Genomic DNA, 25,583 nt, shown 5'->3' on the forward strand with positions numbered 1-25,583 from the left:
TACCTCGTCCTTCTTCATGCCGCTCGCTGCTTCCGACTCCTCGCCGACCGCCTCGCCCCTGCTGTTCTTCCCGCGCCTGGTTCAGTGGCAGCGTAGCCATGGCCGCAGCGGCCTGCCCTGGCAGGGCACGCGCGATCCCTACCGGGTCTGGCTGTCCGAGATCATGCTGCAGCAGACCCAGGTCACGACGGTGCTGGGCTATTACTCGCGCTTCCTCGAGCGTTTTCCCGATGTCCGTGCGTTGGCCGCCGCGCCGCAGGAGGCGGTGCTGGCGCTCTGGAGCGGGCTGGGCTACTACAGCCGCGCGCGCAACCTGCATCGTTGCGCCCAGGCCGTGGTCGAGCAATGGGGCGGCGCCTTCCCGGCCAGCGCCGAGCAGTTGCAGACCCTGCCTGGCATCGGCCGCTCGACCGCGGCGGCGATCGCGGCCTTCTGCTTCGGCGAGCGGATCTCGATTCTCGACGGCAACGTCAAGCGGGTGCTGTCGCGCCTGCTGGCCTTCGACGGCGACCTGGCATCGCTGGCGCAGGAGCGCCGGCTCTGGGCGCTGGCGCAGGATCTGCTGCCCGCCGCACCGAGCCACGACGAGATGGTCGCCTGGACCCAGGGCCTGATGGACCTCGGCTCCAGCCTGTGCTCGCGCAGCAAGCCGGATTGCTCGGCCTGTCCCGGCGCCGGTCTGTGCCTGGCCAGCGCGCAGGGCAGGACCGCGGAATTCCCGGTCCGCACGCGCAAGCTCAAGCGCAGCACGGTCGAATGGTGGTGGCTGCTGCTGCGCCGGCCCGATGGTGCGGTGTGGCTGGAACGCCGCCCGGCCGAAGGCATCTGGGCCGGCCTCTACAGCCTGCCGACCTATGGCTCGCGCGCCGAAGGCCTGGCCGCGTTCGGCGGCGAGCCGGCCTTGCGCCGGGAGCATGAAGCCCTGCGTCACGCCCTCACGCACCGCGATCTGGTGCTGCGTCCGCTCGAGCTCGATGCCTCGGCGCTGCGGCAGGACGCAGCCGGTCCGGGGCCTGCTGCTCAGGCGGCTCCAGGGCTCTGGGTCAGGCGGCAGGCCGACCTCGACCTCGGCCTGCCTGCACCGCTGCGCAGCCTGCTCGAGCGCCTGTTGCCGGCCTGAGACGGGCTGCCCCGCAGCGGCGGGCTGCCGCTATCGGCTTCAGGGTCCGGCGTGCTTGATCGCGTCGAGTTCGCGGTGGCGACTGCGCACCGTCCAGCGCTGCGAGAAGTGCATCGAGAGTTCCTCGACCAGGTAGGTCGAGCGATGCTGGCCACCGGTGCAGCCGATCGCGATCGTGACATAGCTGCGATGGTCGCGCACCATCGACGGCAGCCAGCGTTCGACGAAATCGATGATCTGGGCCTGCATCGCCTGCACCTCGGGCTCCACGCTCAGGTAGTCGGCCACCGGCTTGTCGAGCCCGGTCAGCGGCCTGAGCTCGGGCTCGTAATGCGGATTCGGCAGCATGCGCACGTCGAACACGAAGTCGGCGTCCATCGGCACGCCGCGCTTGAAGCCGAAGGACTCGAACACCAGCGTCAGCGAATTCGGCTCATGGTCGAGCAGCTTGCGCACTTCGGTGCGTAGATGCGAGGCCTTGAGCTGGCTGGTGTCGATCACGAGCGAATACTCGCGCAGCTCGGACAGCAGGTCACGCTCATGCTCGATCGCCTCGATCAGGGCGCGGCGCTGGTCCTGGTTGTCACGCCGCGACAGCGGATGCAGCCGGCGCGTCTCGGAGAAGCGCCGCACCAGGGTGTCGGTGGTCGCATCGAGGAACAGCACGGTCAGCGGCTGCCCGCCCTTGCGCAGCTTGTGGATCTGCGCCGGCATGCCGGGCAGCGATTTCGCACTGCGCACGTCGATCGCGATCGCGACCCGGTTGGCCCGGTAGCCGTGCTCGATCGCGATGAAGGCTTCCAGCAGTTCGGGTGGCAGGTTGTCGACGCAGTAGAAGCCCGCGTCCTCGAGCGCGTGCAGCGCCACCGACTTGCCCGAGCCCGACATGCCGGTGATCAGCACCAGCTGCATGGTGGATTTCTGTCTCATGGCAGCAGCATCTCGCGGGCATGGGCCAGTGACGCGTCCGACAGCTTGTCGCCGCCCAGCATGCGTGCGAGTTCCTGCACGCGGGTCTCGTCCGAGATCGCGCGCACCTCGCTCGCCGTGCCTTGATCATCCTGCCGCTTGGAGACGAACAGATGCTGGTCGGCGCTCGCCGCCACCTGGGGCAGGTGGGTCACTGCCAGCACCTGGCGGTCCTGTCCCAGCTGCTTCATGAGCCGGCCCACGGTCTGGGCCACCGCGCCACCGATGCCGCTGTCGACCTCGTCGAAGATCAGCGTTGGCGCCTGGCCGAGCTGGCTGGTCGTGACCGAGATCGCCAGTGCGATGCGCGAGAGCTCGCCGCCGGAAGCGACCTTGCCGACCGGCCGCGGCGTGCTGCCTGGATGGCCAGCGACCAGGAACTCGACGTTTTCCAGCCCATGTGCCTGGGGTTCGGGCAGCGGCACCAGCTTGGCTTCGAAGCGCCCGCCTGCCATGCCCAGGCCCTGCATCGCCGCCGTGATGGCCTGCGACAGCTGCCCGGCCGCCTGTTCGCGCGCGGCGCTGATCTTCCTGGCTGCCTTGAGCAGGGCCTGCTGGGCGCGCTGCTCGGCCTGCTGCAGCGCATCGAGGTCGCTGCTGCGGTCGAGCTCGGCGAGCTGGCGCTGCCACTGGGCCAGCCGCTCGGGTAGCTCCTCGGGCTGGCAGCGAAAGCGCCTGGCCAGCGACAACCACAGCGACAGCCGCTGGTCGAGCGCCTCGAGCGCGGCCGGGTCGAGCTCGGTCGGATCGGCATGGTGCTGCAGGTCGTGGCAGGCATCCTCGACCTGGGCCAGCGCGCCCTGCAGCACGGCCGCGATCTCGCCATAGCGCGGCTCGATATGCTGCTGTTCCTGTAGCGCCTGCAGGGCCCGGTGCAGCAGCTGGGTCGCGCCGCCGTCCTCCTCGTCGAGCGCCAGCAGCGCGTTGCGAGCGGCATCCATCAGTCCTTGCGCATGTGACAGCCGGCCATGCTGCAGATTGAGCTCCTCCCATTCGCCTTCGGCTGGCGCCAGCTTGGCCAGCTCGCCGAGCTGCCATTGCAGGCGCTCGCGCTCCTGCTGCAAGGTGGCCTGCTGCTGCTGCGCCTGCTCGAGCGCCTGCAGCGCCTGGCGCCAGCTGGCCCAGAGTCCGCGCAGTTCGCCGCCCGGGATGCGGCCGTAGTCATCGAGCAGCTGGCGCACCGTGTCGGGCCGCGTCAGGCTCTGCCAGGCATGCTGGCCATGGATGTCGACCAGCTCCTCGGCCAGGCTCTTGAGCTGGGCCACCGTTGCCGCGCCGCCGTTGATCCAGGCCCGGCTGCGGCCCTGGCTGTCCAGGCTGCGCTTGAGCAGCAGCGGCTCGCCGGGCTCGACCGCAAAGCCGTTCTCGTCCAGCCAGCGCTGCGCCAGCTCGGACAGGTCGAACTCCGCGGCGATCTCGCAGCGCGGCGCGCCCTCGCGCACCACGCCGGCATCGGCGCGCGCGCCGAGGGCGAACTGCAGCGCGTCGATCAGGATCGACTTGCCGGCGCCGGTCTCGCCGGTCAGCACGGTGAAACCGTTCTCGAGCTCCAGGTCCAGGGCCCGCACGATCACGAAATCGCGCAGGGACATGCGGCGCAGGCTCATGTGGTCATTCCTTCATTCCAGTGCAGTTTCTTGCGCAAGGTATCGAAATAGCTCCAGCCCACGGGATGCAGCAGGCAGAGCTTGTAGGGCGCACGCCGCACCGTTATACGATCTCCATGCAACAGGCTGGTGAAAGTCTGCATGTCGAAGTTGGCGCTGGCATCGCGTCCGTTGACCAGCACCAGCGCGATCTCGCCGCTGGCCGGCAGCACGATCGGGCGGTTCGACAGCGTGTGCGGCGCGATCGGCGCCATGATCCAGCCATCGATGGCCGGATGCAACAGCGAACCGCCCACCGACAGGGTATAGGCGGTCGAGCCGGTCGGCGAGGCGATGATCAGGCCGTCGGCGCGCTGGTTGGCGACGAAGCGGCCATCCACCTCGACGCGCAGCTCGATCATGCTCGGTGCGCCGCCGCGGTTGACCACCACGTCGTTGATCGCGACGGTGTCGAACACGCAGTCACCGTCGCGCCAGACGCTGGCGTGGATCAGGCTGCGGTGGTCTTCCTCGTATTCGCCGCGCAGGATCGGGCTCAGGTGGGTCTCGAAGTCGGCGAACGGGATGTCGGTGATGAAGCCGAGTCGGCCCTGGTTGATGCCGACCACCGGGATGCCGAAGCGCGCCAGCTTGCGCCCTATGCCGAGCATGGTGCCGTCGCCCCCCATCACGAGCGCGAGGTCGCACGAGGTACCGATGCCGCTCGCCGATAGGCTGTTGTACTGGGTCAGGCCGGTGTTCTGCGCGGTTTCGCGCTCGATCGACACCTCGCAGCCCATGGCGTGCAGGAAATGCGCCATGCGCTCGAGCGCATCGCGCGAGCCGACCGCGTGATACTTGCCCACCAGCGCCACGTGGCGGAAGCGGGATTTGCCAGCCCGGCTTGTCATGGGGCTCGGGCTTGATGTGGGCAGATTCATCCTCAAATTACATCACAAGCTTTTCTACAATGGCCTGCATGTTAGACGACCGCTCCAAACTGCTGCTCAAGACCCTGGTCGAGCGCTACATCGCCGACGGCGAGCCGGTCGGTTCGCGCACGCTCTCGCGCGCGGCCGGGCTGGAGCTGTCGCCGGCGACGGTGCGCAACGTCATGAGCGACCTCGAGGAACTCGGCCTGATCGTGAGTCCGCATACCTCGGCCGGCCGCATTCCGACCCCGCGTGGCTACCGCCTGTTCGTCGACACCATGCTGACCGTGCGGCGCGAGCGCCTGGCGGTGGTCGATGGCCTGGCCGGGCCTGGCCTGGCGGCCGAACAACCGCGCCAGGTCCTGAGCCAGGCCGCGCAACTGCTGTCGAACCTGTCGCAATTCGTCGGCGTGGTCATGACGCCGCGCCGGCCCTCGGTGTTCCGCCACATCGAGTTCCTGAGCCTGTCGGAGCGACGCGTGCTCGTGATCCTGGTCTCGCCCGACGGCGACGTGCAGAACCGTATCATCCACACCCAGGCCGACTACAGCCAGCAGCAGCTGCAGGAGGCGGCCAACTTCCTCAACGCGCATTACGCCGGACTCGCGATGGACGAGGTGCGACTGCGGCTCAAGACCGAGGTCGATGCGCTGCGCGGCGAAATCACTTCGCTGATGGTCAAGGCGGTCGATGCCGGCAGCGAGGCCATGGAGCAGGACGACGTGGTCGTCTCGGGCGAGCGCAACCTGCTGTCGGTCAGCGAGTTCTCGCGCGACATGGGCCATCTGCGCAAGATGTTCGACCTGTTCGAGCAGAAGACCCAGCTGATGCGGCTGCTCGAGGTCTCGAACCAGGCCGAGGGCGTGCGCATCTTCATCGGCGGCGAGAGCCAGGTCGTGCCGTTCGAGGAGCTATCGGTCGTCAGCGCCCCCTATGCGGTCAACGGCGAGGTGGTCGGCACCCTGGGCGTGATCGGCCCGCAGCGCATGGCCTACGACCGCATGATCCAGATCGTCGACATCACGGCGAAACTGGTCAGCAACGCGCTGAGCCACGGCAAGTAGACGCTACAATTTAAAGCTTGGTTCGGGGCGTTAGCTCAGTTGGTTAGAGCAGAGGACTCATAATCCTTTGGTCGTCGGTTCAAGTCCGCCACGCCCTACCATTCAAATCAACGACTTAGCCTGGCCTTCAAGCTGGGCTTTTTCGTTTCTGGCTGGTCACGCAGCCACTGGCTCGCCTCTTGAGTCCGCTACATTGGGCAGGTCAGTTGCTCACGATGGCACACCCGCCCTTGAGTTCCGTGCTGGCAAACAGCTCGTAGAACTTGCAAGCCTCAAACAGGCTGCAGGCTAGTCCTGCCCAGCCTCATCTGCCGCCAGCTTGTCCAACAAGGCGGTCTTGAACCAGTAGGGCATCGAGTCGGTTTTCATCTCCAGATCAGCGCCGTCAGTGATCTCTGCGACCCAGACCCGCTCTGCGGTCGAGTTGTCGAACACGTAAGCCCTGTCCGAGCACATCACGGCATCAGCCAGGTACTCCAGCGAGCGGTGGTAGCGCTCGACGATTTTCTCTCTGGGGACATCATGCTTGCCCATGCTGACCCGGTGCGCCACCCGTGACACGTTGATCTCCGGATCTTCGGTTGCCACGTAGTACAGATAGGTTCTGAACCCTTGTTCGCGCGCCTGGCAGAAAAACTCCACCTTGGCATGCGCAGACATGACGGTTTCGAACGTGAACGAGACTCGGCGCCGCACCAGGTCGTGCCTGATGAAGTCAACCAGCACCGAGGCAAAGTAGGAATTGACTGCAACCGCGCCAAAGACTACGCGGCCATCCTGCAATCGGATCTGCAGCGCTTCCTCCAAGAGGCCCGACTTCCTGAGCAGTGTCGAGTCTGCGAAGAAGGCATGCAGTTCTGCTTCCGAGGTCTCCACGCCAAAGTCTCCCAGTGCCAGAAATCCACGCTGGCGAACATCAGCCTCGATGTCATCTGCATTGACATAGACGCCCAGCCAGTCGGGGTCCAGCACCTCCTTCAAGGTGCTCTTGCCCGAACCGTTCGGGCCTGCAAACATGCGTAGCCTGGGTTGTACCGCAGTCATCAGGCCGTAGTGTCCCGACGCTTGAGCTTGAACCTGGCCCCAACCTTGACTTGTACCGGATGATGAATGGCACGAATCACGGTTTCGGTGCCGTCCGCATGGGTTTCAACCAACTGGCCATTGACCGCGCGCAGGACCATGCCGCTGCTGGTCAACGCCTGGTAATAAGCACGCTGAAAAGCGCCTTCGGCCAGCCTGGGGATGCCGGCTTCCAGATTCTTCATGGACTCTTCTGTCAGTTTCATTGGCTTACCTCAGCATGAATGCATGGGCCGGACGATGGCGTAGCTAGGGACTTCACCCCGTTCTCCATGGTTCAGAGCTTGCCCAGTGGGCTAGGAAGGTTTTCATGCGGTCGAGGTCGATGGTGGCGTGCACATCCATTTCGGCCTTGACCCAGTACCACTCCGTCGGGACATTATCGCAGCCAGCGGGTAAGGCGGGCAGGGCATCGCTCACTCGCTCGGGCGTATTCGGCCTGCAGCATCAGGTCGGCGGATACAGCGGTCCTGGCTCGGTCTTGTCCTTGCTGTACCTCTTGGGTGCGCCACCAGTTTGTGCATGGCGATGGAGATCCTTGTGGCAGGTCTCTCGCTACTTGGCGCGGCGGGCCTTGATGGCGCAATCGAGACGGCGTGCCGCTCGCTCAGGGCACGCGTGATCAGCTTGCCCTTCATCCGGGTTTCAGGCTGCCACAGCTTCCCACGGGTCCTCGCCACCCGCGGGCGAAGTCCCCGCTTGTCTGCACCCTTCACCAGCACGAACGGCATGCCAGCTGGGCAGCTGTCACGCGTCAGCAAACCATGTGTCTGATCGTGAACGTTGCTGTAGTCGCCTCTCGCGGCGACCGGAGGGAAGTTCATCGGGAAGGCCACCAGGCCACCGCAGCAGCTCTGCCTGATGTTCAAGAAATTGTGGCAGAAATGGTGAATTTTTCTAGGAGGGGTCTTCACTCTTGGTCTGGCTGATGCAAGAATGTCCTTGCTTGGCAATCGTCTCGAGCAATTTGGTTCAATCAATCCCGGAGGTCGTCATGAAGAATTTGAAGAGCCTGAAACAGCAAGCCCAACGCGGCTTTACGCTGATCGAACTGATGATCGTGGTCGCGATCATCGGCATCTTGGCGGCAATCGCCTTGCCTGCCTACTCGGACTACACGATCCGGGCCCGTGTTACGGAAGGCTTGACTTTTGCTGACAGCATCAAGGCCACAGTCTCCGAAAACATTGCCAGCAATGGTGGCGTGACTGCATCGAAGACAGGCTTGTGTGACGGTGTCACTGCGACTGCAGCAACAGACAACATCGCATCCTGGGATTGTGACAACACTGCAACAAAACCTGGTCGTATCACCATTACGATGAAAGCTAACGCTGGTAGTGTGGTGTTTTCCTTGACCCCCACTGCCACTGCAGGATCCCCCATCACATGGGCTTGTACTGTTGCAGATGATGCAAAAGCAAAATACATGCCTAGCTCCTGCCGCGTCAAGACTGTTTGATTTAGGTTTCTTATTGTGGTAGTGAAAACGGCCGCCACGGAGGCGGCCGTTTTCCCCTTGGGCCATGTCAGGCCATTCCAACCGCCGTTCTTGGAGCTAGGGTCCGCTATGAAAACCGTACACCGCCAAGTCGAGCAGGGCTTCACGCTGATCGAGCTCATGATCGTGGTCGCGATCATTGGCATCCTGGCTGCCGTTGCGCTGCCGGCCTATTCCGACTACACGGTGCGGGCCCGGGTCAGCGAAGGTCTCAACTTCGCTGCCAGCATGAAGACCACCGTATCGGAAAACATCAGTTCCAATGGCGGCACCATCGACTCGGCATCCGTCTGCCAGGGCGTCAACAAAGCCGTAAGCAGTTCAGTCCGGGTGGGCAATGTCGGAACCACTTATTACACCGATGTCGATAGCATTGACTGCGACACCGCCACTGGCAAGATCACCGTGACGATGGGCAACCTGGCTAACAATGTGGTCTTCACGCTGGAGCCCAGCGTGTCGGTCGGCAGCCCGATCACCTGGACCTGCAAGGTCTCTGCTGCCGCCAACAACAAGTATGTCCCGGCCAACTGCCGGATCTGAGGCAGCCGCTTTCAGGCTGCTGCCGTTTCCCGCAGCAGCACCTCGCCGCGCAGCGAGTGCGGGTAGGCCAGCGTGATCTTCACGTCCAGCATCTGGCCGATCAGGCGTGCGCCGTTCGGGCCGCCGTCGAAGTTGACGATGCGGTTGCACTCGGTACGGCCCATCAGTTCGGCCGGATTCTTGCGCGATGGGCCCTCGACCAGGATGCGCTGCACGGTGCCGACTCGGCTCTGGCTGATCCGCTGGATGTTCTGTTCCAGCGCGGCTTGGACTTCCTGTAGCCGGCGCAGTTTGATCTCGTGCGGCGTATCGTCGGGCAGGTTGGCCGCCGGCGTGCCGGGGCGCGGGCTGAAGATGAAGCTGAAGCTGTTGTCGTAGCCGACATCCTCGATCAGCTTCATCATCTTCTGGAAATCCTCCTCGGTCTCGCCGGGGAAGCCGACGATGAAGTCGCTGCTCATCGACAGGTCGGGGCGGATCGCGCGCAGCTTGCGGATCGTGCTCTTGTACTCCATCGCGGTGTAGCCGCGCTTCATCGCCATCAGGATGCGGTCGCTGCCATGCTGGACCGGCAGGTGCAGGTGGCTGACCAGCTTCGGGATCTTCGCGTAGGCCTCGATCAGGCGCGGCGTGAACTCGTTCGGATGGCTGGTGGTGTAGCGGATGCGCTCGATGCCGGGGATCTCGGCGACATATTCGAGCAGCAGCGCGAAGTCGGCGATCTCGTCCGTATCGCCCATCTTGCCGCGGTAGGCGTTGACGTTCTGGCCCAGCAGCGTGACTTCCTTCACGCCCTGGTCGGCCAGGCCGGCGACCTCGACCAGCACTTCCTCGAACGGGCGGCTGAATTCCTCGCCGCGCGTGTAGGGCACGACGCAGTAGCTGCAGTACTTGCTGCAGCCTTCCATGATCGAGACGAAGGCGCTGGCGCCCTCGACCTTGGCCGGCGGCAGGTGGTCGAACTTCTCGATCTCGGGGAAGCTGATGTCGACCTGTGGCCGGGCCTTGGCGGTGCGCGCTTCGAGCAGCTCGGGCAGGCGGTGCAGGGTCTGCGGGCCGAACACGACGTCGACATAGGGCGCGCGCTTGATGATCTCGTCGCCTTCCTGGCTTGCGACGCAGCCGCCGACGCCGATCAGCACGCCTTTTTCCTTCAGGTGCTTGACGCGGCCCAGGTCGGAAAACACCTTTTCCTGTGCCTTCTCCCGTACCGAGCAGGTGTTGAACAGGATCAGGTCGGCCTGCTCGATGTCCTGGGTTGGCTCGTAGCCCTGGGCGGCGCCCAGCACGTCGGCCATCTTGTCCGAGTCGTACTCGTTCATCTGGCAGCCGAAGGTTTTGATGAAGACTTTTTTGCTCATGGCAGGTAGTGGCGGAAAAATGCAACAAGCAGGCCGGCAATCAACGGCCGGTCTGCGGTGGGAGGAGAGGGCAGGTGCTCAAGCACCTGCGGGTGTCAGTTGGCCGACGGGTCGGCTTCGGAGGCGAAGCGGTAGTTGCGCTGTACCCCGTCGCCCTTGCCGGCGCGGTGCTCGGCCTGCTCGGCCGGGGTCAGCAGCCAGACCTCGTGCACCAGGCCCAGGCTCTCGCGCCGGTAGTTGACCTGCAGTTCCTGCCCGACCAGTTGCTGGGGCAGCACGATGCGGCGATCGGTGCTGCGGATGCGCGCGCCCGGCGAGAGCCGGTCCGGCTTGCCGTCGAGCAGGATGTCGGGTGGTGCCGTCACGCGCAGCACGCCGCGTCTTGCCTGGTCGGGGAACTGGCGCTGCAGCTGGTCGGTTGCCGGCTGTGCCCAGGACAGCGCGGGCAGCAGGATCAGCGCGGCGGCGCAGGCCGCCTTCAGCGGGTGCTTGGTGGGCATGTGAGTAGGCAGCGGTTCATGGTGTAGATCCAGAGGCTGACAGGTCAGTGAAGATGGACGGATTTTACCCGCCGCAGGCTCAGCCGTGGTGGCGTGCTGCCGCCACGCCACGCAGGAATTCGAGCAGGCCGCTGCCGGCAGCGGTCTGCTGTAGCAGCTCGATCGCGCGCAGCAGGTCGCGCTCGGCCCCGATGCGGCTTTGCACCCGGCTCGACTCGCGCAGCCAGCGGCCAGCCTTCTTCTCGGGCAAGAGGTCGAGCAGGGTTTCCACGCTGTAGCGCACCCGCTTGGCCAACAGCCGGGTCTGGTGCTGCTCGGGTTCGCTGGCCTTGGCGCGGCTCGAGTGCTCGACCGAGCGCTGCAGCCGGCTCAGCAGGCGCACGCTGCGCTCCCTGGCCCAGTCGCGGTCGGCCTTGCGCTGTCTGGTCTCCTGTGTCGCGGTGGCGTCCGACAGCGCGTGCAGCCAATGCGCCAGCCCGAGCAGGCCCAGTCCGGTGCCGGGTTGGGCCAGCAGGGTGCGTGCCGACTCGCGCTGGACCTGGCTGGCCGCAGCCATTTGTTTCTGCACCTGGCGCGCGAGCTCGAGCCGCGCCGGGTCGCCCTCGGCATAGGCCGCGCTCCAGGCGGGCAGGGTCTCGCTGCAGGCCACGTCGAGATCGCGCAGCTGGCCCAGCGCGTCGAGCAAGGGGCGCAGCGCTTCGCGTGGCGCCAGTTCGCTCAGCCAGGGCCGGAACAGTCGTTCCGCGCTGCGCCAGCGCCGCCAGGCGACGCGTGCCTGGTGCACCAGCTCAGGGTCGTCGCCCTGCAGCAGGCCCGCCAGGTTGCGCGTGAACTGCTCGAGCATCTCGCCCATGGCTTGCTGCGCGGCTGCCAGGGGGCTCACGCCGGCCGGCAGATGGGTGGCGCGCGCCCGCGCCGGGACATGGACCAGGCCCTGGGCCAGCGCATAGCCGCGCTCGGCCTTGCTGGCGTCGCAGGGCAGCACCGCGATCTCGCGGGCGATCTGTTGCGCCAGCTCGAACAGCGCTTGCGGCGTGCCGGCCTGCAGTTCTAGCTCGAGTTCGAGCAGGGGCAGCACCTGGCCGGCAGCAGCGATCTCGCCGCAGTCGAGAGCGACCTCGATCCGGCTACCGTCGGCCTGCTGCAGCAGCCAGGTGGTGCGGCGGCAGCGGGTGTCGAAGCAGGGTTGGAGCTGGTCGAACAGTTCGCCCTCGGGGTCGAAGGTCGACCAGGGCGTGGCCGCCAGTGCCGCTCGGTCGAGCTCGCCGCTGGCCACCGCGCTTTCCCATTCGCCGCGCTGGCTCAGGCCGCCGCGCGAGAGGCCGGCGGTCTTGAAGGTCTGGATCCACTCACCGCTTGGCGACTGTCCCGGATCGGTCTCGGGCCAGGGCTGGTCGCTCACGCAGCGCAGGCGCAGTGCGCTGCGTTGCTGGCGCAGGCCCTGTTGCGCGGTGTCGTAGTAGCGGTTCCAGAGCCATTGCCGGCGCAGCGTGCCGGCCGCCAGCGCGGGGATGAGGGTGAGGGTCTGCTCCACGGCCAGCGCGTCAGCACCTGGCAGCAGCAGCTTGAGTTCGACTTCGGTCGGGTTCATGTCGGGTCATTCGCTGGTACGGCGTCTAGTGTCGCATGGTGCAAGACCTTTGGCCTGTGAAGATTTCATGACGGATGGGGTCGCTTGTTTCCGGCACAATTTGCTCCGTATTCCATCCAATCCAAGCATCAGCCATGACCCATATTCCTCACGACCTGTCCCATGTCCAGTCTCGCGACAAGGCCGAGATCCTCGCGCAGGCGCTGCCCTATATCCGTCAGTTCCACGGCAAGACCATGGTGATCAAGTACGGCGGTAACGCGATGACCGATCCCGCGCTGCAGCAGGCCTTTGCCGAGGACGTGGTGATGCTCAAGCTGGTCGGCATCAATCCGGTCGTGGTGCATGGCGGCGGCCCGCAGATCGAGGGCCTGCTCAAGCGCCTGGGCAAGCAGGGCCAGTTCATCCAGGGCATGCGCGTGACCGATGCCGAGACCATGGAGGTGGTCGAGTGGGTGCTCGGCGGCGAGGTGCAGCAGGACATCGTCGGCATGATCAACCGCGCCGGCGGCAAGGCGGTCGGCCTGACCGGGCGCGATGGCGGCCTGATCAAGGCCAAGAAGCTCAAGCTGCTCGACCAGCAGGACCCGGCGCTCGAGCATGACATCGGCCAGGTCGGCGATATCGTCAGCATCGATCCGAGCGTGGTCAAGTCGCTCGAGGACGCCGGCTTCATCCCGGTCGTGAGCCCGATCGGCTTCGGCGAGGACGGCGAGAGCTACAACATCAACGCCGACGTGGTCGCGGCGCGACTGGCCACCGTGCTGCGCGCCGAGAAGCTGCTGCTGCTGACCAATATCCGTGGCGTGCTCGACAAGGCCGGCGAGCTGCTGACCAACCTGAGCGCGGTCGAGGTCGATGCGTTGATCGCCGACGGCACGATCTCGGGCGGCATGATCCCGAAGATTGCCGGTGCGCTGGAGGCTGCGCACAGCGGCTGCAACTCGGTCCACATCATCGACGGCCGGGTGCCGCACGCGATGCTGCTCGAGATCCTGAGCGAGGAGGCCTACGGCACCATGATCCGCTCCCACTGACCGGATGGCAGTCACCCGATCGGGTGGCTGGAAGGCAGAAAGGCGCAGCCATCGGCTGCGCCTTTCTATTGTCCGCGCCCAGCCTGGGCCGGGCGGCGGGAGTCAGTGGCCGTGGCCGACGACTTCACCAGCTTTGAGCTGGTAGACCGTGCCGCAGTAGGGGCACTTGGCCTTGCCGGTCTTGGCGATGTCGAGGAAAACGCGCGGGTGGCTGTTCCACAGCTTCATGTCGGCCTTCGGGCTGGGGCAGAACACGCCACCATTGCCGTTGAGGTCGTGCGCGGACAGTTCGATCGGCTTGCTCATCGTCGGGCTCCTCAGACCTTGGTCAGCCAGTGGGCGTATTTGGGGTTGCGGCCGTTGACGATGTCGAAGTAGGCCGACTGGATCTTCTCGGTGATCGGGCCGCGGCTGCCGCAGCCGATCTCGATGCGGTCGAGTTCGCGGATCGGGGTCACTTCGGCGGCGGTGCCGGTGAAGAAGGCTTCGTCGGCGATGTAGACCTCGTCGCGGGTGATGCGCTTTTGCACCACTTCAATGCCCAGATCCTTGGCGATCTGGAACACGGTGTTGCGCGTGATGCCGTTGAGTGCTCCGGCCGACAGGTCGGGCGTGTAGATGACGCCGTTCTTGACGATGAAGATGTTCTCACCGGAGCCTTCGGAGACGAAGCCGGCGGCGTCGAGCAGCAGCGCCTCGTCGTAGCCGTCGTCGGTGGCTTCGGTGTTGGCCAGGATCGAGTTGGTGTAGTTGCTGACCGTCTTGGCCTGCGTCATCGTGATGTTGACGTGGTGGCGGGTGTAGCTAGAGGTCTTGACGCGGATGCCGCGCTTCATGCCGTCTTCGCCGAGGTAGGCGCCCCAGGTCCAGGCCGCGACCATGGCGTGGATGGTGTTGCCCTTGGGGGACACGCCCAGCTTCTTGTCACCGATCCAGATCAGCGGGCGGATGTAGCCGCTCTCGAGCTTGTTCTCGCGGATGATGTCGACCTGGGCCTGGTTCAGCTGTTCCTTGCTGAACGGCACCTTCATGCGCAGGATCTTGGCGCTGTTGAGCAGGCGCTCGGTGTGGTCGTCGAGGCGGAAGATGGCCGGACCGTTGACGGTGTTGTAGGCGCGAACGCCCTCGAAAGCGCCGCAGCCGTAGTGCATGGTGTGGGTCAGGACATGGACCTTGGCATCGCGCCAATCGACCATCTGGCCGTCCATCCAGATTTTGCCGTCGCGGTCGGACATCGAGGGAACTGCGCTCATCTTCTTCAACCTTTGTCGTGGGGGAATGGTTCGGGGCCTGCCGGTGACATCTGCCCGTAATCTTGCATTTTACGGCGTCCGCCCGCCCCATGACCAGTGCTGTCGTGGCATGATTTCTGCCATGACCAGCTTGCGTGTCGTCACCTACAACATCCACAAGGGGGTGCAGGGCCTGGGCCCGGCCAGCCGCCTGGAGATCCACAACCTGATGCAGGCGGTGCAGGGCTTCGAGGCCGATGTCGTCTGCCTGCAGGAGGTGCGCGGCTTCAATCGCCAGATGCAGCGCCGCTTTGCCAACTGGCCCGGGGTCGGCCAGGCGACCCATCTGGCGCCGCCAGGCTACGAGGCGGTCTACCGCACCAATGCCGTCACCCGCCACGGCGAGCATGGCAATGCGCTGCTGACGCGCTGGCCGGTGCTCGGCCATGGCCACCACGATGTGTCGGACCACCGCTTCGAGCAGCGCGGGCTGCTGCATGTGCGCCTCGAGGTCAAGGGCGCGCCGCTGCATGTGGTGGTGGCGCATCTGGGGTTGATCCACGCCAGCCGCGAGCGCCAGGTGCAGCAGATCGGCGCCATGCTCGAGAGCGAGGTACCTGCCGACGAGCCGGTGGTGGTGGCGGGTGACTTCAACGACTGGGGCCAGCGCCTGCACGATGCCATGGCGGCCTTCGGCCTGCATACCTTCGAGGACATCCGCCATCCGACCTATCCCTCCCGCTTGCCGCTGCTGCACCTGGACCGGATCTACTCGCGCGGCCTGCGTCCGCTGTCGGCCCATGTGCCGCATGGTGGCCACTGGGCGCGGCTGTCCGACCACCTGCCGCTGATCGCCGAACTGGCCTTCGAATGAGGGGCATGGCCGGAGCGTCGAGTTGAAGGTGCCGTTGCGCGCGGGGCACCAGCTGCACCTGCTCGAGGGTGGGGGCGAGCTGTTTCCGGCCATGGTCCGGGCCATCGAGCGGGCCCGCCATCTGGTGCATGTCGAGACCTATATCTTCGAGTTCGCGGGTGCGGCGCTGCAGGTGGCCGAGGCGCTCGAGCGCTGTGCCCTGCGCGGCGTCACGGTCCGGCTGGTGGTCGATGGCATCGGCACCGCGCGGTTGCCGCAGTCCTGGCGCGAACGGCTCGAGCGGGCGGGGGTGCAATGCCGGGTCTACCTGCCGCTGGGCCATCTGGGCTTGCTGATCCCGAGCCGCTGGCGCCGCCTGCACCGCAAGCTCTGCGTGGTCGACGGCCTGCAGGGTTTCTGCGGCGGCATCAACCTGATCGACGACCTCGACGATGTCTCGCTCGGGCGGCTCGAGCGGCCGCGGCTGGACTTCGCGCTCCAGGTCAGCGGGCCGCTGGTGGCCGACATGCTCGAGACCATGGAGCAGCTCTGGTGGCGCATGCAGGCCGTCAGCCGTGCGCGCCAGCATGAGTTCCGTGCTGCCTGGGAGGCCTGGCGTGCCGGCTGGCCGGCCCTGCCGCTCGACCACTCGCCGCCCGGACGCAAGGCGTCGCCGACCGCGGCCGCCTTGCTGCTGCGCGACAACCTGCGCCATCGCCACGACATCGAGCGCGCCTATCTCCGGTCGATCGCCCGGGCGCGGCACGAGATCCTGATCGCCAACGCCTATTTCATCCCGGGGCGCAAGCTGCACCGGGCCTTGACGCTGGCGGCCGCCCGCGGGGTGCGGGTGCGCCTGCTGCTGCATGGCAAGTACGAGCATTTCCTGCAGTACCACGCCGCTCGCACCGCCTACCGGCGCCTGCTCGAGGCCGGCATCGAGATCCACGAATACGCCCCGAGCGCCCTGCATGCCAAGGTGGCGGTGGTCGATGCCAGCTGGGCCACGGTCGGCTCGACCAACCTCGACCCGCTGAGCCTGCTGATGGCGCGCGAGGCCAATGTCGTGACGCGAGATCCGGCTTTCGCGCGCGGGCTCAGGCAGCGGCTCGACCATCTGCTGCAGACCGCTGGCGTGCGCATCGAGCACGAGCAACTGCGCCTGCGCCCCTGGCGCCTGCGCCTGTTCGACCGGGTGGCCTACGCCATCATGCGCGCCATGCTGTGGCTGCTCGGCCACCGCTACTAGCCGGGATTTCCCCTTGCCATCGGGCCTTGGCCTCTGGTGTTAGCATGGGGCAATGCTGATGAAACTGCAACAAGACATGACCGACGCCAACCAAGATGAGGGGACGCCCGTCTCCGTCAAGATCCGCGAACGCTTGCAGGCTGCCAAGCAGCGTTTCCATTCGAATGACAACATCGCCGACTTCATCCGTCCGGGCGAGCTCGAGGCCCTGCTCGACGAGGTCACGGACAAGATGAAGGGCGTGCTCGACAGCATGGTGATCGACACCGAGCACGATCACAACACCGACAACACGGCGCGTCGCGTGGCCAAGATGTACCTCAAGGAGGTCTTTGCCGGCCGCTATGTCCAGGCGCCCACCATCACCGAGTTCCCGAACGCCGAGCACCTCAACGAGCTCATGATCGTCGGCCCGATCACGGTGCGCAGCGCCTGCAGCCACCATTTCTGCCCGGTCATCGGCAAGATCTGGATCGGCGTGCTGCCCAACGAGCACACCAACGTGATCGGCCTGTCCAAGTATGCGCGCCTGGCCGAATGGATCATGGGCCGGCCCCAGATCCAGGAGGAGGCCGTGGTCCAGCTGGCCGACCTGATCCAGGAGAAGACCCAGCCCGATGGCCTGGCGATCGTGATGGAGGCCAGCCACTACTGCATGGGCTGGCGCGGCGTCAAGGACATGGACAGCAAGATGATCAACTCCGTCATGCGCGGCGTCTTCCTGAAGGACAGCGATCTGCGCCGCGAATTCCTGTCACTGATTCCCCGGAGGAGCTGAAGATGCTGGTACGTCTGTTGTATGTGAGCCATGCGGTGCAGCCTGATAACACCGAGGCCATCCATTCCATCCTGTCCTCGGCCCGCGAGCACAACCTGCACCACGGCATCACCGGCATCCTGTGCTATGGCGGCGGCGTGTTCCTGCAGGCGATCGAGGGCGGTCGCTCGGCGGTCAACCAGCTCTACAAGCACATCATCGAGGACTCGCGCCACCGCGATGTCGAGCTGCTGCACTACGAGGAAATCAGCGAGCGGCGCTTCGGCGGCTGGACCATGGGCCAGGTCAACCTGAGCAAACTCAATACCTCGATCGTGCTGAAGTATTCCGAGCGCCCCGAGTTCGATCCCTATTCGGTCTCGGGCAAGGTCTCGCTGGCGCTGCTCGAGGAGCTGATGGCGACGGCCTCGATCATCGGTCGCGCCTGAACCGCCCTTGACGGCTTCGGTCCCCGAACTCTGGGGCTGCGACTTCAGCAGCGCGCCCAGCCGGCGCAAGCCGATCGTGCTGGCTCGTGGCGGCCTGCGCGCCGGGCGGGTGCTGCTCGAGCGCCTGGAGACCTTCGAGACGCTGAACGGCTTCGGCCAGCGCCTGGCCGAGCCGGGGCATTGGGTCGGTGGCTTCGACCTGCCGTTCGGCCTGCCGCGCGAGCTGGTCGAGCAGCTGGGCTGGCAGACCGACTGGCTGGCCTGCATGCGCCACTATGCGGCGCTGAGCCGGGCCGAGATCCGCGAGTGCTTCGCGGCCTTCTGCGCGGCACGTCCGGCAGGGGGAAAGTTCGCGCATCGCGCCACCGACCGCCCCGCCGGCTCGAGCCCGAGCATGAAATGGGTCAATCCGCCGGTAGCCTACATGCTGCATGCGGGCCTGCCGCTGCTGCTCGAGGCTGGCGTGTCGCTGCCGGGGCTGTGCAGTGGGGATGAGGCACGGGTCGCGCTCGAGGCCTATCCGGGCCTGCTGGCGCGCTCGGTGCTGGGCGCACGCAGCTACAAGAGCGACGACAAGGCCAAGCAGACGCCGGAGCGGCTGATCGCGCGCAAGGACCTGCTGCATGCGCTGGAGCAGGGGACGGCGCCGCTGCTGCAGGCGGCCGGCCTGCGGCTCAAGCTCAGCCATGCCCAGCATGACGAACTGGTGGCGGACGCCAGCGGCGACCGGCTCGATGCGGTGCTGTGCCTGCTGCAGGCGGCCTGGGCGTTCGCACAGCAGCAGGGCGGCCATGCGCGCTACGGCCTGCCGGACTTCGATCCGCTCGAGGGCTGGATCGTCACGGCTTGAGGGATGGTCCGCACGGCAGCCGCTCCCGCCCAGCGCCTGGTGATCCGGCCTGGCGGCAGCAGCCGTGGCTGGTCGCGTGTCCTCAGTCGAGCGAGAAGTTGGCGGTCTTGATGGGTTTTTCCCAGCGGGTCAGGTCGGCTTTCTGGCTGGCCGCCAGCTCGGACGAACTGGAGCCGACAGCCTCGTAGCCCAGTTTCCTGAGCTTGCCCTGCAATTCAGGCGTCTTGACCGCATTGACGACCGCCATTTCCAGTTTCTTTCGCACCTCGGTCGGCAGATTGGCCGGGCCATACATGGCAAACCAGGAACTGGCTTCCATCGGAATCCCCAGCTCCTTGAGCGTGGGAACCTCGGGCACTTGCAGGTCGCGCTTGGCGCCGGTAACGGCCAGGATCCTGACCTTGCCGTTGCGGTGCAGTTCGGCGGTTTCCGATACCACGTCGAACTTGTACTGGACATGGCTGCCCAACAACGCCGCATTGGCGGCGGAGCCACCCTGGAACGGCACATGATTGAGCTCGATGCCGGTGCTCTGCTCCATCATGAGTCCCAGCAGGTGCGGCCAGGTGCCTTGTCCTGCCGTGCCGTAGCTGTTCTGTCCGGGCTTGGACTTGGCCGCGCTGATCAGGTCCTGGATGCTCTTGGCGCTGCTGCCCGGACCTGCGACGACGCCGAACTGGAAGCTGGCCAGCAGCGAGATCGGAGTGAAGTCCTGGATCGGGTCGTAATCCAGTTTCTTGTAGAGGTGCGGAAAAAGCACCATCGGTCCATTGGGCAGGATCAGCACGGTTTGCCCGTCGGGCTTGGCTTTCTTGAGCTGGGTCAGGGCAATCCGGCCACCCGCTCCCGGCTTGTTCTCGACCACGATGCTCGAGAAGTCGTTGCGCAGGCCATCGGCCATCAGGCGGGCCAAGGTGTCGGCCGATCCGCCAGCCAGAAAGCCCACCAGGATCTTCAGCGGGGCTTTTTCCTGTGCCGCAGCGGGTGTCGCGCTGGCAGCGCAGCACAAGGCTGCAGTGGCCAGCAAGATGGCGCGTCTTTGCATGGTTTTTGTCTCCTATGGTTATTGGTTATAACCAACCCAATGTAGGGTCAAAGACTTTGGTTGTTCTAAACAACTTTCCCTAGATAAAACCCTGAGCCAGGCCCAATGCCGCCGCCATCGCATCAGGTAGCGGGCATGGAGATGGGGGGCTGCTGGCCGCGCTGGCCAGGCTGGTGCCATGGATCGACCCTGGCCAGGGCGAGCCAGCGCCTGCCCGCGTGGAGCAAGGGCCGGCTGGTGGCCTTCTCGGTCCTGTGGGTCGGGAGGGAGACTCAGTGCTGGCCGCCGCAGACCGCGCAGTCCGGGTTGCGGCCGAGTCGGATCTGGTGGAAGGCCATCTCGCGCGCTTCCAGCATCATGAGCTGGCCGGCCAGCTTCGAGCCCATGCCGCTCAGGATCTTGAGCGCCTCGGCCGCCTGCAGCGTGCCGATGATGCCGACCAGCGGCGCGAACACGCCCAGGGTGGCGCAGCGGGTTTCTTCCAGCCCGTCGGTCTCGGGGAAGATGCAGGCATAGCAGGGGCTGCTCGGCTCGCGCGGGTCGTAGACCGAGAGCTGGCCGTCGAAGCGGATGCCGGCGCCCGAGACCAGCGGCACCCGATGCCGCACGCTGGCGCGGTTGATCAGGTGCCGGGTCGCGAAGTTGTCGGTGCAGTCGAGCAGGACCTGCGCCGTCGGCAGCAGCTCATCGAGCAGTGCCGCGTCGGCACGCTGCACCCGCGCGTCGATCCGTAGTTCGGGGTTGATCGCCAGCATCGCGGCCTTGGCCGACAGGGCTTTCGGCTGCCCGACCCGCTCCAGGTTGTGCGCGATCTGGCGCTGCAGGTTGGTCGCATCGACCTCGTCATGGTCGACCAGGGTGATCTGGCCGACGCCGGCGCTGGCCAGGTAGAGCGCGACCGGCGAGCCGAGTCCGCCCGCGCCCACCACCACCGCATGGGAGGCCAGCAGCTGTTCCTGGCCCTCGATGCCGAGTTCCTCGAGCAGGATATGGCGCGAGTAGCGCAGCAGCTGCTCGTCGTTCATGCCGGGATGCGCGCGGCTCATTCCTCGGGCTTGGCTTCTTTGCGCTCGCTCAGCGTCTTGCTGACCTGCACCGGCTGCCCCTTGAGCTGCTTGATTGCCTGCTGCAGCTGGAAGTCCTTCTCGGAGCCGAATTCGGGCAGCAGACGGCCGCCCGGGTTCTTCCTGGCTTCCTCTTCGAGCCGCAGGCGCGCGGCCTCGCGTTCCTGCTCGCGCTGTTTCTCGGCTGCCTTGTCGGCCTCGCTCAACGGCTTGGCCTCGTCCTGGCCGTTGCCCAGGTGCTTCTCGAGGTCGGCCTCGCGCGTGCGCAGCGCGGCGAACAGATTGCCTTCCTCGGTCTCGTCGACCCAGACATCGGGCACGATGCCCTTGGCCTGGATCGAGCGGCCGCTCGGGGTGTAGTAGCGCGCGGTCGTGATCTTGAGTCCGGTGTCGGGGCCGAGCGGACGCACCGTCTGCACCGAGCCCTTGCCGAAGGTCTGGCTGCCCAGGATGGTGGCGCGCTTGTGGTCCTGCAGCGCGCCGGCGACGATCTCGCTGGCCGAGGCCGAGCCTTCGTTGACCAGCACCACGATCGGCAGCTTCTTGAACGCGCCCTTGCTGACCTCGTTGAGGCGGCGGATCGGGTCGTTGCCGCTGCGGCGCAGGTAGTATTCGGGCGCGGCCTTGTAGATCGACTTGCTTTCCTCGAGCTGGCCGTTGGTCGTGACCACGGTGGCGTTGTCGGGCAGGAAGGCGGCCGAGATCGCGACCGCCGCGTCGAGCAGCCCGCCCGGGTCGTTGCGCAGGTCGAGCACCAGGCCCTTGAGGCCGGGGTTTTCCTTGTAGATGTCCTCGAGCTTGCGCGTGAAGTCCTCGACCGTGCGTTCCTGGAACTGCGAGACGCGGACCCAGGCATAGCCCGGCTCGACCAGCTTGGCCTTGACGCTCTGGGTCTTGATTTCCTCGCGCGTGATCGTGACCGGGAAGCTGCGGTTCTCGTCCTTGCGGAAGATGGTCAGCTGCACCTTGGTGCTGGGCTCGCCGCGCATGCGCTTGACCGCGTCGTTGATGGTCAGGCCCTTGACCGGGGTGTCGTCGATCTTGGTGATCAGGTCGTTGGTCTTGAGACCGGCCCGGTAGGCCGGCGAGCCCTCGATAGGCGAGACCACCTTGACCAGGCCGTCCTCCATCGTGATCTCGATGCCGACGCCGACGAAGCGGCCCGAAGTGCCTTCGCGGAATTCCTTGAAGGACTTCTTGTCGAAGTATTGCGAGTGCGGGTCGAGGCTGGAGACCATGCCCGAAATCGCATCGGTGATGAGCTTCTTTTCGTCGATCGGCTCGACATAGTCGCTCTTGACCATGCCGAACACGGCGGCGAACTGCTGCAGTTCCTCCAGCGGCAGCGGTGCGAGCGAACCGCGCGCGACCGCCTGCAGCTGCACCGTGGTCAAGGCGCCTGCCAGCGCACCGACGGCAACCCAGCCCGCGATCTTGAGTTTCTGACCCATCAAACCATCCTTCTGTCGGCTCTCAATGCGCCGTCTGTTGACTATAAACCCGGCGCGAGCCGGGTGGCGCCCTGCGCTGCAAGACCCGCCTGGCGGTCAGGCCTTGCCTTGGCTGGCCACGGCTGCCGCAGCCGCCGCGGCTGCCTCGGCGTCGCCCAGGTAGTAGCGGCGCAGCGGCTTCATGTCGTCGTCGAACTCGTACACCAGCGGGATGCCGTTGGGGATGTTGAGGTTGACGATGTCGGCATCCGAGATGCCGTCGAGGTGCTTGATCAGGGCGCGGATCGAGTTGCCGTGGGCGGCAATCAGCACGCGCTGGCCCGACTTCACGCTCGGGGCGATGGTCTGCTCCCAGTAGGGCACGACGCGCGCGACGGTGTCCTTGAGGCATTCGGTCAGCGGGATCTGCTCGGGCGCCAGATTGGCGTAGCGGCGGTCGCTGCGCTGGCCGCGCGGGTCGTCGGCCTCGAGCGCCGGCGGCGGGGTGTCGTAGCTGCGGCGCCAGATCAGCACCTGCTCGTCGCCGTATTCCTTCGCCATGTCGATCTTGTTCAGGCCCTGCAGGCCGCCGTAGTGGCGCTCGTTGAGGCGGTAGTCCTTGATCACCGGCAGCCAGGTGCGGTCCATCTCGTCCAGGGTGTACCACAGGGTGTGGATGGCACGCTTGAGCACCGAGGTGTAGCAGAGGTCGAAGTCCCAGCCTTCGGCCTTGAGCAGCTTGCCGGCCGACATCGCCTGCGACACGCCGGTCGGCGTCAGGTCGACGTCGGTCCAGCCGGTGAAGCGGTTTTCCAGGTTCCAGGTGGATTCGCCGTGGCGGATCAGGACGAGTTTGTACATGGGGATATCCAGAGCAAGGGCAAAGCTGGCATTTTAGAATACAGGTCCTCAAGCGAAAGGCTGATCGTGACGTTTTTGATAGCTAACTGGTTTTTGATTCTGGCCGCCCTGGTCTCGGGTGGTCTGCTGCTCTGGCCCCTGGTCACAGGTGGGGGGCTTTCCGGGGGACTCAAGCCCACCGATGCGGTGCTGCTGATCAACCGCGAGAAGGCGGTGGTGGTCGATGTCTGCTCCAGCGACGAGTTCGCCACCGGCCATGTGGTGGGCGCGCGCAACATTCCGCTGGCCGATCTCGAGGCCAAGCTGCCGGGCGCGGTCAAGAACAAGGCGCTGCCCGTGATCCTGGTCTGCGCGTCGGGCATGCGCTCGGGCCGCGCGGTCGCGATCGCGAAGAAGCTCGGCTACGAGAAGGCCCAGTCGCTCGAGGGCGGCATGAAGGCCTGGCGTGCAGCCAGCCTGCCGGTCGAGAAGGCCTGAAGGAATTCGGCATGGCCCGGGTAAAAATCTACAGCAGCGACTACTGCCCCTACTGCCACCGCGCCAAGGCCCTGCTGCGCGAGCGCGGCGTGAGCGACTGGGAGGAGATCTGCGTCGACGGCAAGCCCGCCGAGCGCGCCGCGATGGCGCAGCTGGTCGGTCGCACCAGCGTGCCGCAGATCTTCATCAACGGCCAGCATGTCGGCGGCTGCGACGACCTGCACGCGCTCGATGCGCGCGGCGGCCTGCAGCCCCTGCTCGACGCCTGAACGGTTCGCTGCCGGCTCGGCCTGTCCTGCAGGCAGGAGCTCTGGAAGCGCCATGCCTTGCTGACATAATGGCAAGCGAACGGCCCGCTGCGGCAATGCGCCGGCAGCGGGCTTTTTTTGACCCGAAAACGAAAGCAGCAATGTCCGAGCAACAGGTTCCCGTGTTCCAGATCCAGCGCGTCTACATGAAGGAGGCTTCGCTGGAGCAGCCCAATTCGCCCGCCATCCTGCTGGTGCAGGAGCAGCCTTCGGTCGACATCCAGCTTGGCGTCGGCGCCGAGCAGGTGGCCGAGGGCATCTACGAAGTCAACGTGACCGCGACCGTGCAGACCAAGATCCAGGACAAGACCCTGTTCCTGGCCGAGGTTAAGCAGGCCGGCATCTTCGAGATCCGCAACCTGCCCGACGAGCAGATGGGCCCGATCATGGGCATCGCCTGCCCGCAGATCGTCTATCCCTACCTGCGTGGCAACGTCGCCGACGTGATCACGCGCGCCGGCTTCCCGCCGGTGCATCTGTCCGAGATCAACTTCCAGGCCATGTACGAGCAGCAGCAGGCGCAGGCCGAGCAAGAGGCCGCTGCGGCCTGAGCGCTGCGGCAGGGGAGATGAATTGGCCCGCATGAAGATCACCGTGCTGGGTGCTGGCGCCTGGGGAACGGCGCTGGCCATTGCCGCCGCCGCGAATGGCGAAGCCCACGAGGTGCGCCTGTGGGCGCGCAACCCCGACCAGCTGGCCGACATGCGGCAGCAGCGCGAGAACCGGCGCTACCTGCCGGGGGCACCGTTTCCTGAGCGCCTGCAGGTGCTCGAGGCCGGCCTGGCCGAGCTGCCGGCCCTGCTCGCCGCTGACGACCTGGTGGTGATCGCCACGCCGATGGCCGCCTTGCGCGACATGCTGACCTTGCTGCGCGCGAGTCCGGCGCCAGTGGTCTGGCTCTGCAAGGGCTTCGAGCGCGCGGACGGTGCCGGCATCGGCCTGCTCGGACACGAGATCTGCGCCGAGGTCGCGCCCGGCCTGCAGGCCGGTGCACTCAGCGGTCCGAGCTTTGCCAAGGAAGTTGCCGCCGGTCGGCCGACCGCGCTGGTCGCGGCCAGCGACAGCGTCTTGTTGCGCGAGCGCCTGGTGCAGGCCTTCCATGGCCAGTCGCTGCGCGTCTATGCCAACGACGACCTGATCGGCGTCGAGGTCGGCGGCGCGGTCAAGAACGTGATGGCGATCGCGACCGGCCTGTGCGACGGGCTCGACCTCGGGCTCAATGCGCGCGCCGCGTTGATCACGCGCGGCCTGGCCGAGATCGCCCGGCTCGGGCAGGCGCTGGGCGCCCGGTCCGAGACCTTCATGGGCCTGAGCGGCCTGGGCGACCTGGTGCTGACCGCCACCGGCGACCTGAGCCGCAACCGCCAGGTCGGCCTGCTGCTGGCCCAGGGACTGAGCCTGCAACAGGCGGTCGATTCGCTCGGCCATGTGGCAGAAGGCGTCTACAGCGCCCATACCGTGGCGCAGCGCGCCCGCGCGCTCGGCATCGAGATGCCGATCACCGATGCGGTGGTGGCGCTGCTCGACGGCCGGCTGCAGCCGGCCGATGCGGTCACGGTCCTGATGGGGCGCGATCCGGTCGCCGAGCTGCACTGAAGCGGCCGTGCTGGCCTGAGCCTGGCCGCATCGAGCCATGCAAAAGGCCTGCTCTCGTGGCAGGCCTTTGCTTTTGCCGCACCCGCCAGCGGGCGCTGCGGCCAGCCTAGGGCCTGTTAACGCAA

Annotated in this window: 28 protein-coding genes, 1 tRNA gene and 1 pseudogene; 15 read left to right on the top strand and 15 right to left on the bottom strand. The window is 66.2% G+C overall.

All coding sequences use genetic code 11. From position 1 onward, the window contains the following. The first annotated feature begins 16 nt into the window (after positions 1-16). Positions 17-1,120, top strand: a complete 1,104-nt coding sequence (gene mutY, locus C6P64_RS12705) for an A/G-specific adenine glycosylase (RefSeq protein WP_105748934.1) — start codon at positions 17-19, stop codon at positions 1,118-1,120. Positions 1,121-1,159: 39 nt separating this feature from the next. Here mutY and rapZ read toward each other — a convergent pair whose 3' ends face one another. The 3 genes from rapZ to C6P64_RS12720 are packed head-to-tail and all read right to left on the bottom strand — an operon-like array spanning position 1,160 to position 4,586. Beyond that, positions 1,160-2,050 (bottom strand): RNase adapter RapZ, encoded by an 891-nt coding sequence (gene rapZ / locus C6P64_RS12710; RefSeq protein ID WP_245911720.1) that lies wholly within the window; start codon positions 2,048-2,050, stop codon positions 1,160-1,162. Further along, on the bottom strand, positions 2,047-3,696 hold the full coding sequence (gene recN, locus C6P64_RS12715) for a DNA repair protein RecN (RefSeq protein ID WP_105748936.1): 1,650 nt from the start codon (positions 3,694-3,696) through the stop codon (positions 2,047-2,049). The genes rapZ and recN overlap by 4 nt, the downstream gene beginning before the upstream one ends. After that, a complete protein-coding gene (locus tag C6P64_RS12720; protein WP_105748937.1) occupies positions 3,693-4,586 on the bottom strand; it encodes an NAD kinase in 894 nt (297 codons plus the stop codon). Before C6P64_RS12720 ends, recN begins: the two co-directional genes overlap by 4 nt. 68 nt (positions 4,587-4,654) lie before the next feature. Here C6P64_RS12720 and hrcA point away from each other — a divergent pair, with 68 nt between their 5' ends. Together hrcA and C6P64_RS12730 are read left to right on the top strand one after the other, a co-directional pair. Beyond that, complete coding sequence (gene hrcA, locus C6P64_RS12725) at positions 4,655-5,671, top strand: heat-inducible transcriptional repressor HrcA (RefSeq protein WP_105748960.1); 1,017 nt, start codon at positions 4,655-4,657, stop codon at positions 5,669-5,671. A 24-nt stretch (positions 5,672-5,695) separates the two neighbouring features. Further along, positions 5,696-5,772: transfer RNA gene (locus tag C6P64_RS12730), tRNA-Ile, on the top strand. A 187-nt stretch (positions 5,773-5,959) separates the two neighbouring features. Here C6P64_RS12730 and C6P64_RS12735 read toward each other — a convergent pair. From C6P64_RS12735 to C6P64_RS18795, 3 genes and pseudogenes are all read right to left on the bottom strand, one after another. Continuing rightward, entirely contained in the window at positions 5,960-6,688 is a 729-nt protein-coding gene (locus C6P64_RS12735; protein ID WP_245911721.1) for an ATPase, read from the bottom strand. Positions 6,689-6,714: 26 nt separating this feature from the next. Continuing rightward, entirely contained in the window at positions 6,715-6,939 is a 225-nt protein-coding gene (locus C6P64_RS12740; RefSeq protein WP_245911722.1) for a hypothetical protein, read from the bottom strand. 73 nt (positions 6,940-7,012) lie between these two features. Further along, a pseudogene (locus C6P64_RS18795) lies at positions 7,013-7,183 on the bottom strand (HipA family kinase); the annotation flags it as partial. 565 nt (positions 7,184-7,748) lie between these two features. On the opposite strand from C6P64_RS18795, the gene C6P64_RS12745 reads away from it, so the two are divergent. Further along, positions 7,749-8,216: a pilin gene (locus C6P64_RS12745; protein ID WP_105748939.1), complete on the top strand. Its 468-nt coding sequence runs from the start codon at positions 7,749-7,751 to the stop codon at positions 8,214-8,216. Positions 8,217-8,324: 108 nt separating this feature from the next. Further along, positions 8,325-8,798, top strand: a complete 474-nt coding sequence (locus tag C6P64_RS12750) for a pilin (RefSeq protein WP_105748940.1) — start codon at positions 8,325-8,327, stop codon at positions 8,796-8,798. Positions 8,799-8,809: 11 nt separating this feature from the next. On the opposite strand, the gene miaB is transcribed toward C6P64_RS12750, so the two are convergent. The 3 genes from miaB to C6P64_RS12765 form a co-directional block, all read right to left on the bottom strand. Beyond that, complete coding sequence (gene miaB, locus C6P64_RS12755) at positions 8,810-10,159, bottom strand: tRNA (N6-isopentenyl adenosine(37)-C2)-methylthiotransferase MiaB (protein WP_105748941.1); 1,350 nt, start codon at positions 10,157-10,159, stop codon at positions 8,810-8,812. A gap of 95 nt (positions 10,160-10,254) precedes the next feature. Beyond that, positions 10,255-10,659, bottom strand: a complete 405-nt coding sequence (locus C6P64_RS12760) for a hypothetical protein (RefSeq protein WP_105748942.1) — start codon at positions 10,657-10,659, stop codon at positions 10,255-10,257. 79 nt (positions 10,660-10,738) lie between these two features. After that, entirely contained in the window at positions 10,739-12,250 is a 1,512-nt protein-coding gene (locus tag C6P64_RS12765; RefSeq protein WP_105748943.1) for a CYTH and CHAD domain-containing protein, read from the bottom strand. A 134-nt stretch (positions 12,251-12,384) separates the two neighbouring features. Between C6P64_RS12765 and argB the strand changes: the two genes are divergently transcribed. Then, positions 12,385-13,287: an acetylglutamate kinase gene (gene argB / locus C6P64_RS12770; RefSeq protein WP_105748944.1), complete on the top strand. Its 903-nt coding sequence runs from the start codon at positions 12,385-12,387 to the stop codon at positions 13,285-13,287. Between the two features lie 102 nt (positions 13,288-13,389). Here argB and C6P64_RS12775 read toward each other — a convergent pair whose 3' ends face one another. Both C6P64_RS12775 and C6P64_RS12780 read right to left on the bottom strand, forming a co-directional pair. Continuing rightward, entirely contained in the window at positions 13,390-13,593 is a 204-nt protein-coding gene (locus C6P64_RS12775; protein WP_105748945.1) for a zinc-finger domain-containing protein, read from the bottom strand. Positions 13,594-13,604: 11 nt separating this feature from the next. Next, positions 13,605-14,540: a branched-chain amino acid transaminase gene (locus C6P64_RS12780; RefSeq protein WP_105748962.1), complete on the bottom strand. Its 936-nt coding sequence runs from the start codon at positions 14,538-14,540 to the stop codon at positions 13,605-13,607. Positions 14,541-14,661: 121 nt separating this feature from the next. On the opposite strand from C6P64_RS12780, the gene C6P64_RS12785 reads away from it, so the two are divergent. The 5 genes from C6P64_RS12785 to C6P64_RS12805 all read left to right on the top strand — a co-directional run bounded on the left by C6P64_RS12785 (position 14,662) and on the right by C6P64_RS12805 (position 18,677). Next, positions 14,662-15,393 carry an endonuclease/exonuclease/phosphatase family protein gene (locus tag C6P64_RS12785; RefSeq protein ID WP_342747543.1) on the top strand — a complete coding sequence of 244 codons (732 nt, stop codon included), beginning with the start codon at positions 14,662-14,664 and terminating at the stop codon, positions 15,391-15,393. Between the two features lie 22 nt (positions 15,394-15,415). Beyond that, positions 15,416-16,621, top strand: a complete 1,206-nt coding sequence (clsB, locus tag C6P64_RS12790; protein ID WP_425436755.1) for a cardiolipin synthase ClsB — start codon at positions 15,416-15,418, stop codon at positions 16,619-16,621. 76 nt (positions 16,622-16,697) lie between these two features. Beyond that, the gene (gene folE / locus C6P64_RS12795; protein WP_425436756.1) at positions 16,698-17,399 is read left to right on the top strand and encodes a GTP cyclohydrolase I; all 702 of its coding nucleotides are present in this window, start codon (positions 16,698-16,700) and stop codon (positions 17,397-17,399) included. A gap of 2 nt (positions 17,400-17,401) precedes the next feature. Beyond that, positions 17,402-17,827, top strand: coding sequence for a BLUF domain-containing protein (locus C6P64_RS12800; protein WP_105748948.1), 426 nt, complete (start codon positions 17,402-17,404; stop codon positions 17,825-17,827). Between the two features lie 7 nt (positions 17,828-17,834). Then, entirely contained in the window at positions 17,835-18,677 is an 843-nt protein-coding gene (locus C6P64_RS12805) for a DUF429 domain-containing protein (RefSeq protein WP_105748949.1), read from the top strand. Positions 18,678-18,759: 82 nt separating this feature from the next. Here C6P64_RS12805 and C6P64_RS12810 read toward each other — a convergent pair whose 3' ends face one another. The 4 genes from C6P64_RS12810 to gpmA all read right to left on the bottom strand — a co-directional run bounded on the left by C6P64_RS12810 (position 18,760) and on the right by gpmA (position 23,077). Beyond that, the gene (locus tag C6P64_RS12810; RefSeq protein ID WP_105748950.1) at positions 18,760-19,722 is read right to left on the bottom strand and encodes a Bug family tripartite tricarboxylate transporter substrate binding protein; all 963 of its coding nucleotides are present in this window, start codon (positions 19,720-19,722) and stop codon (positions 18,760-18,762) included. 272 nt (positions 19,723-19,994) lie between these two features. Then, entirely contained in the window at positions 19,995-20,747 is a 753-nt protein-coding gene (locus C6P64_RS12815; RefSeq protein WP_105748964.1) for a HesA/MoeB/ThiF family protein, read from the bottom strand. 17 nt (positions 20,748-20,764) lie between these two features. Continuing rightward, positions 20,765-22,237: a S41 family peptidase gene (locus C6P64_RS12820; RefSeq protein WP_105748951.1), complete on the bottom strand. Its 1,473-nt coding sequence runs from the start codon at positions 22,235-22,237 to the stop codon at positions 20,765-20,767. A gap of 96 nt (positions 22,238-22,333) precedes the next feature. Next, a complete protein-coding gene (gene gpmA / locus C6P64_RS12825) occupies positions 22,334-23,077 on the bottom strand; it encodes a 2,3-diphosphoglycerate-dependent phosphoglycerate mutase (protein WP_105748952.1) in 744 nt (247 codons plus the stop codon). 66 nt (positions 23,078-23,143) lie between these two features. Between gpmA and C6P64_RS12830 the strand changes: the two genes are divergently transcribed. The 4 genes from C6P64_RS12830 (at position 23,144) to C6P64_RS12845 (ending at position 25,458) form a co-directional block, all read left to right on the top strand. Continuing rightward, the gene (locus C6P64_RS12830; RefSeq protein WP_105748953.1) at positions 23,144-23,554 is read left to right on the top strand and encodes a rhodanese-like domain-containing protein; all 411 of its coding nucleotides are present in this window, start codon (positions 23,144-23,146) and stop codon (positions 23,552-23,554) included. 11 nt (positions 23,555-23,565) lie between these two features. Beyond that, positions 23,566-23,823 carry a glutaredoxin 3 gene (grxC, locus tag C6P64_RS12835; RefSeq protein ID WP_105748954.1) on the top strand — a complete coding sequence of 86 codons (258 nt, stop codon included), beginning with the start codon at positions 23,566-23,568 and terminating at the stop codon, positions 23,821-23,823. Between the two features lie 140 nt (positions 23,824-23,963). Next, positions 23,964-24,413: a protein-export chaperone SecB gene (gene secB, locus C6P64_RS12840; RefSeq protein ID WP_105748955.1), complete on the top strand. Its 450-nt coding sequence runs from the start codon at positions 23,964-23,966 to the stop codon at positions 24,411-24,413. A 31-nt stretch (positions 24,414-24,444) separates the two neighbouring features. After that, entirely contained in the window at positions 24,445-25,458 is a 1,014-nt protein-coding gene (locus tag C6P64_RS12845; RefSeq protein ID WP_105748956.1) for an NAD(P)H-dependent glycerol-3-phosphate dehydrogenase, read from the top strand. The last annotated feature ends 125 nt before the right edge of the window (positions 25,459-25,583 follow it).

It is taken from the genome of Malikia granosa (assembly GCF_002980595.1).
Lineage (GTDB): Bacteria > Pseudomonadota > Gammaproteobacteria > Burkholderiales > Burkholderiaceae_C > Malikia > Malikia granosa.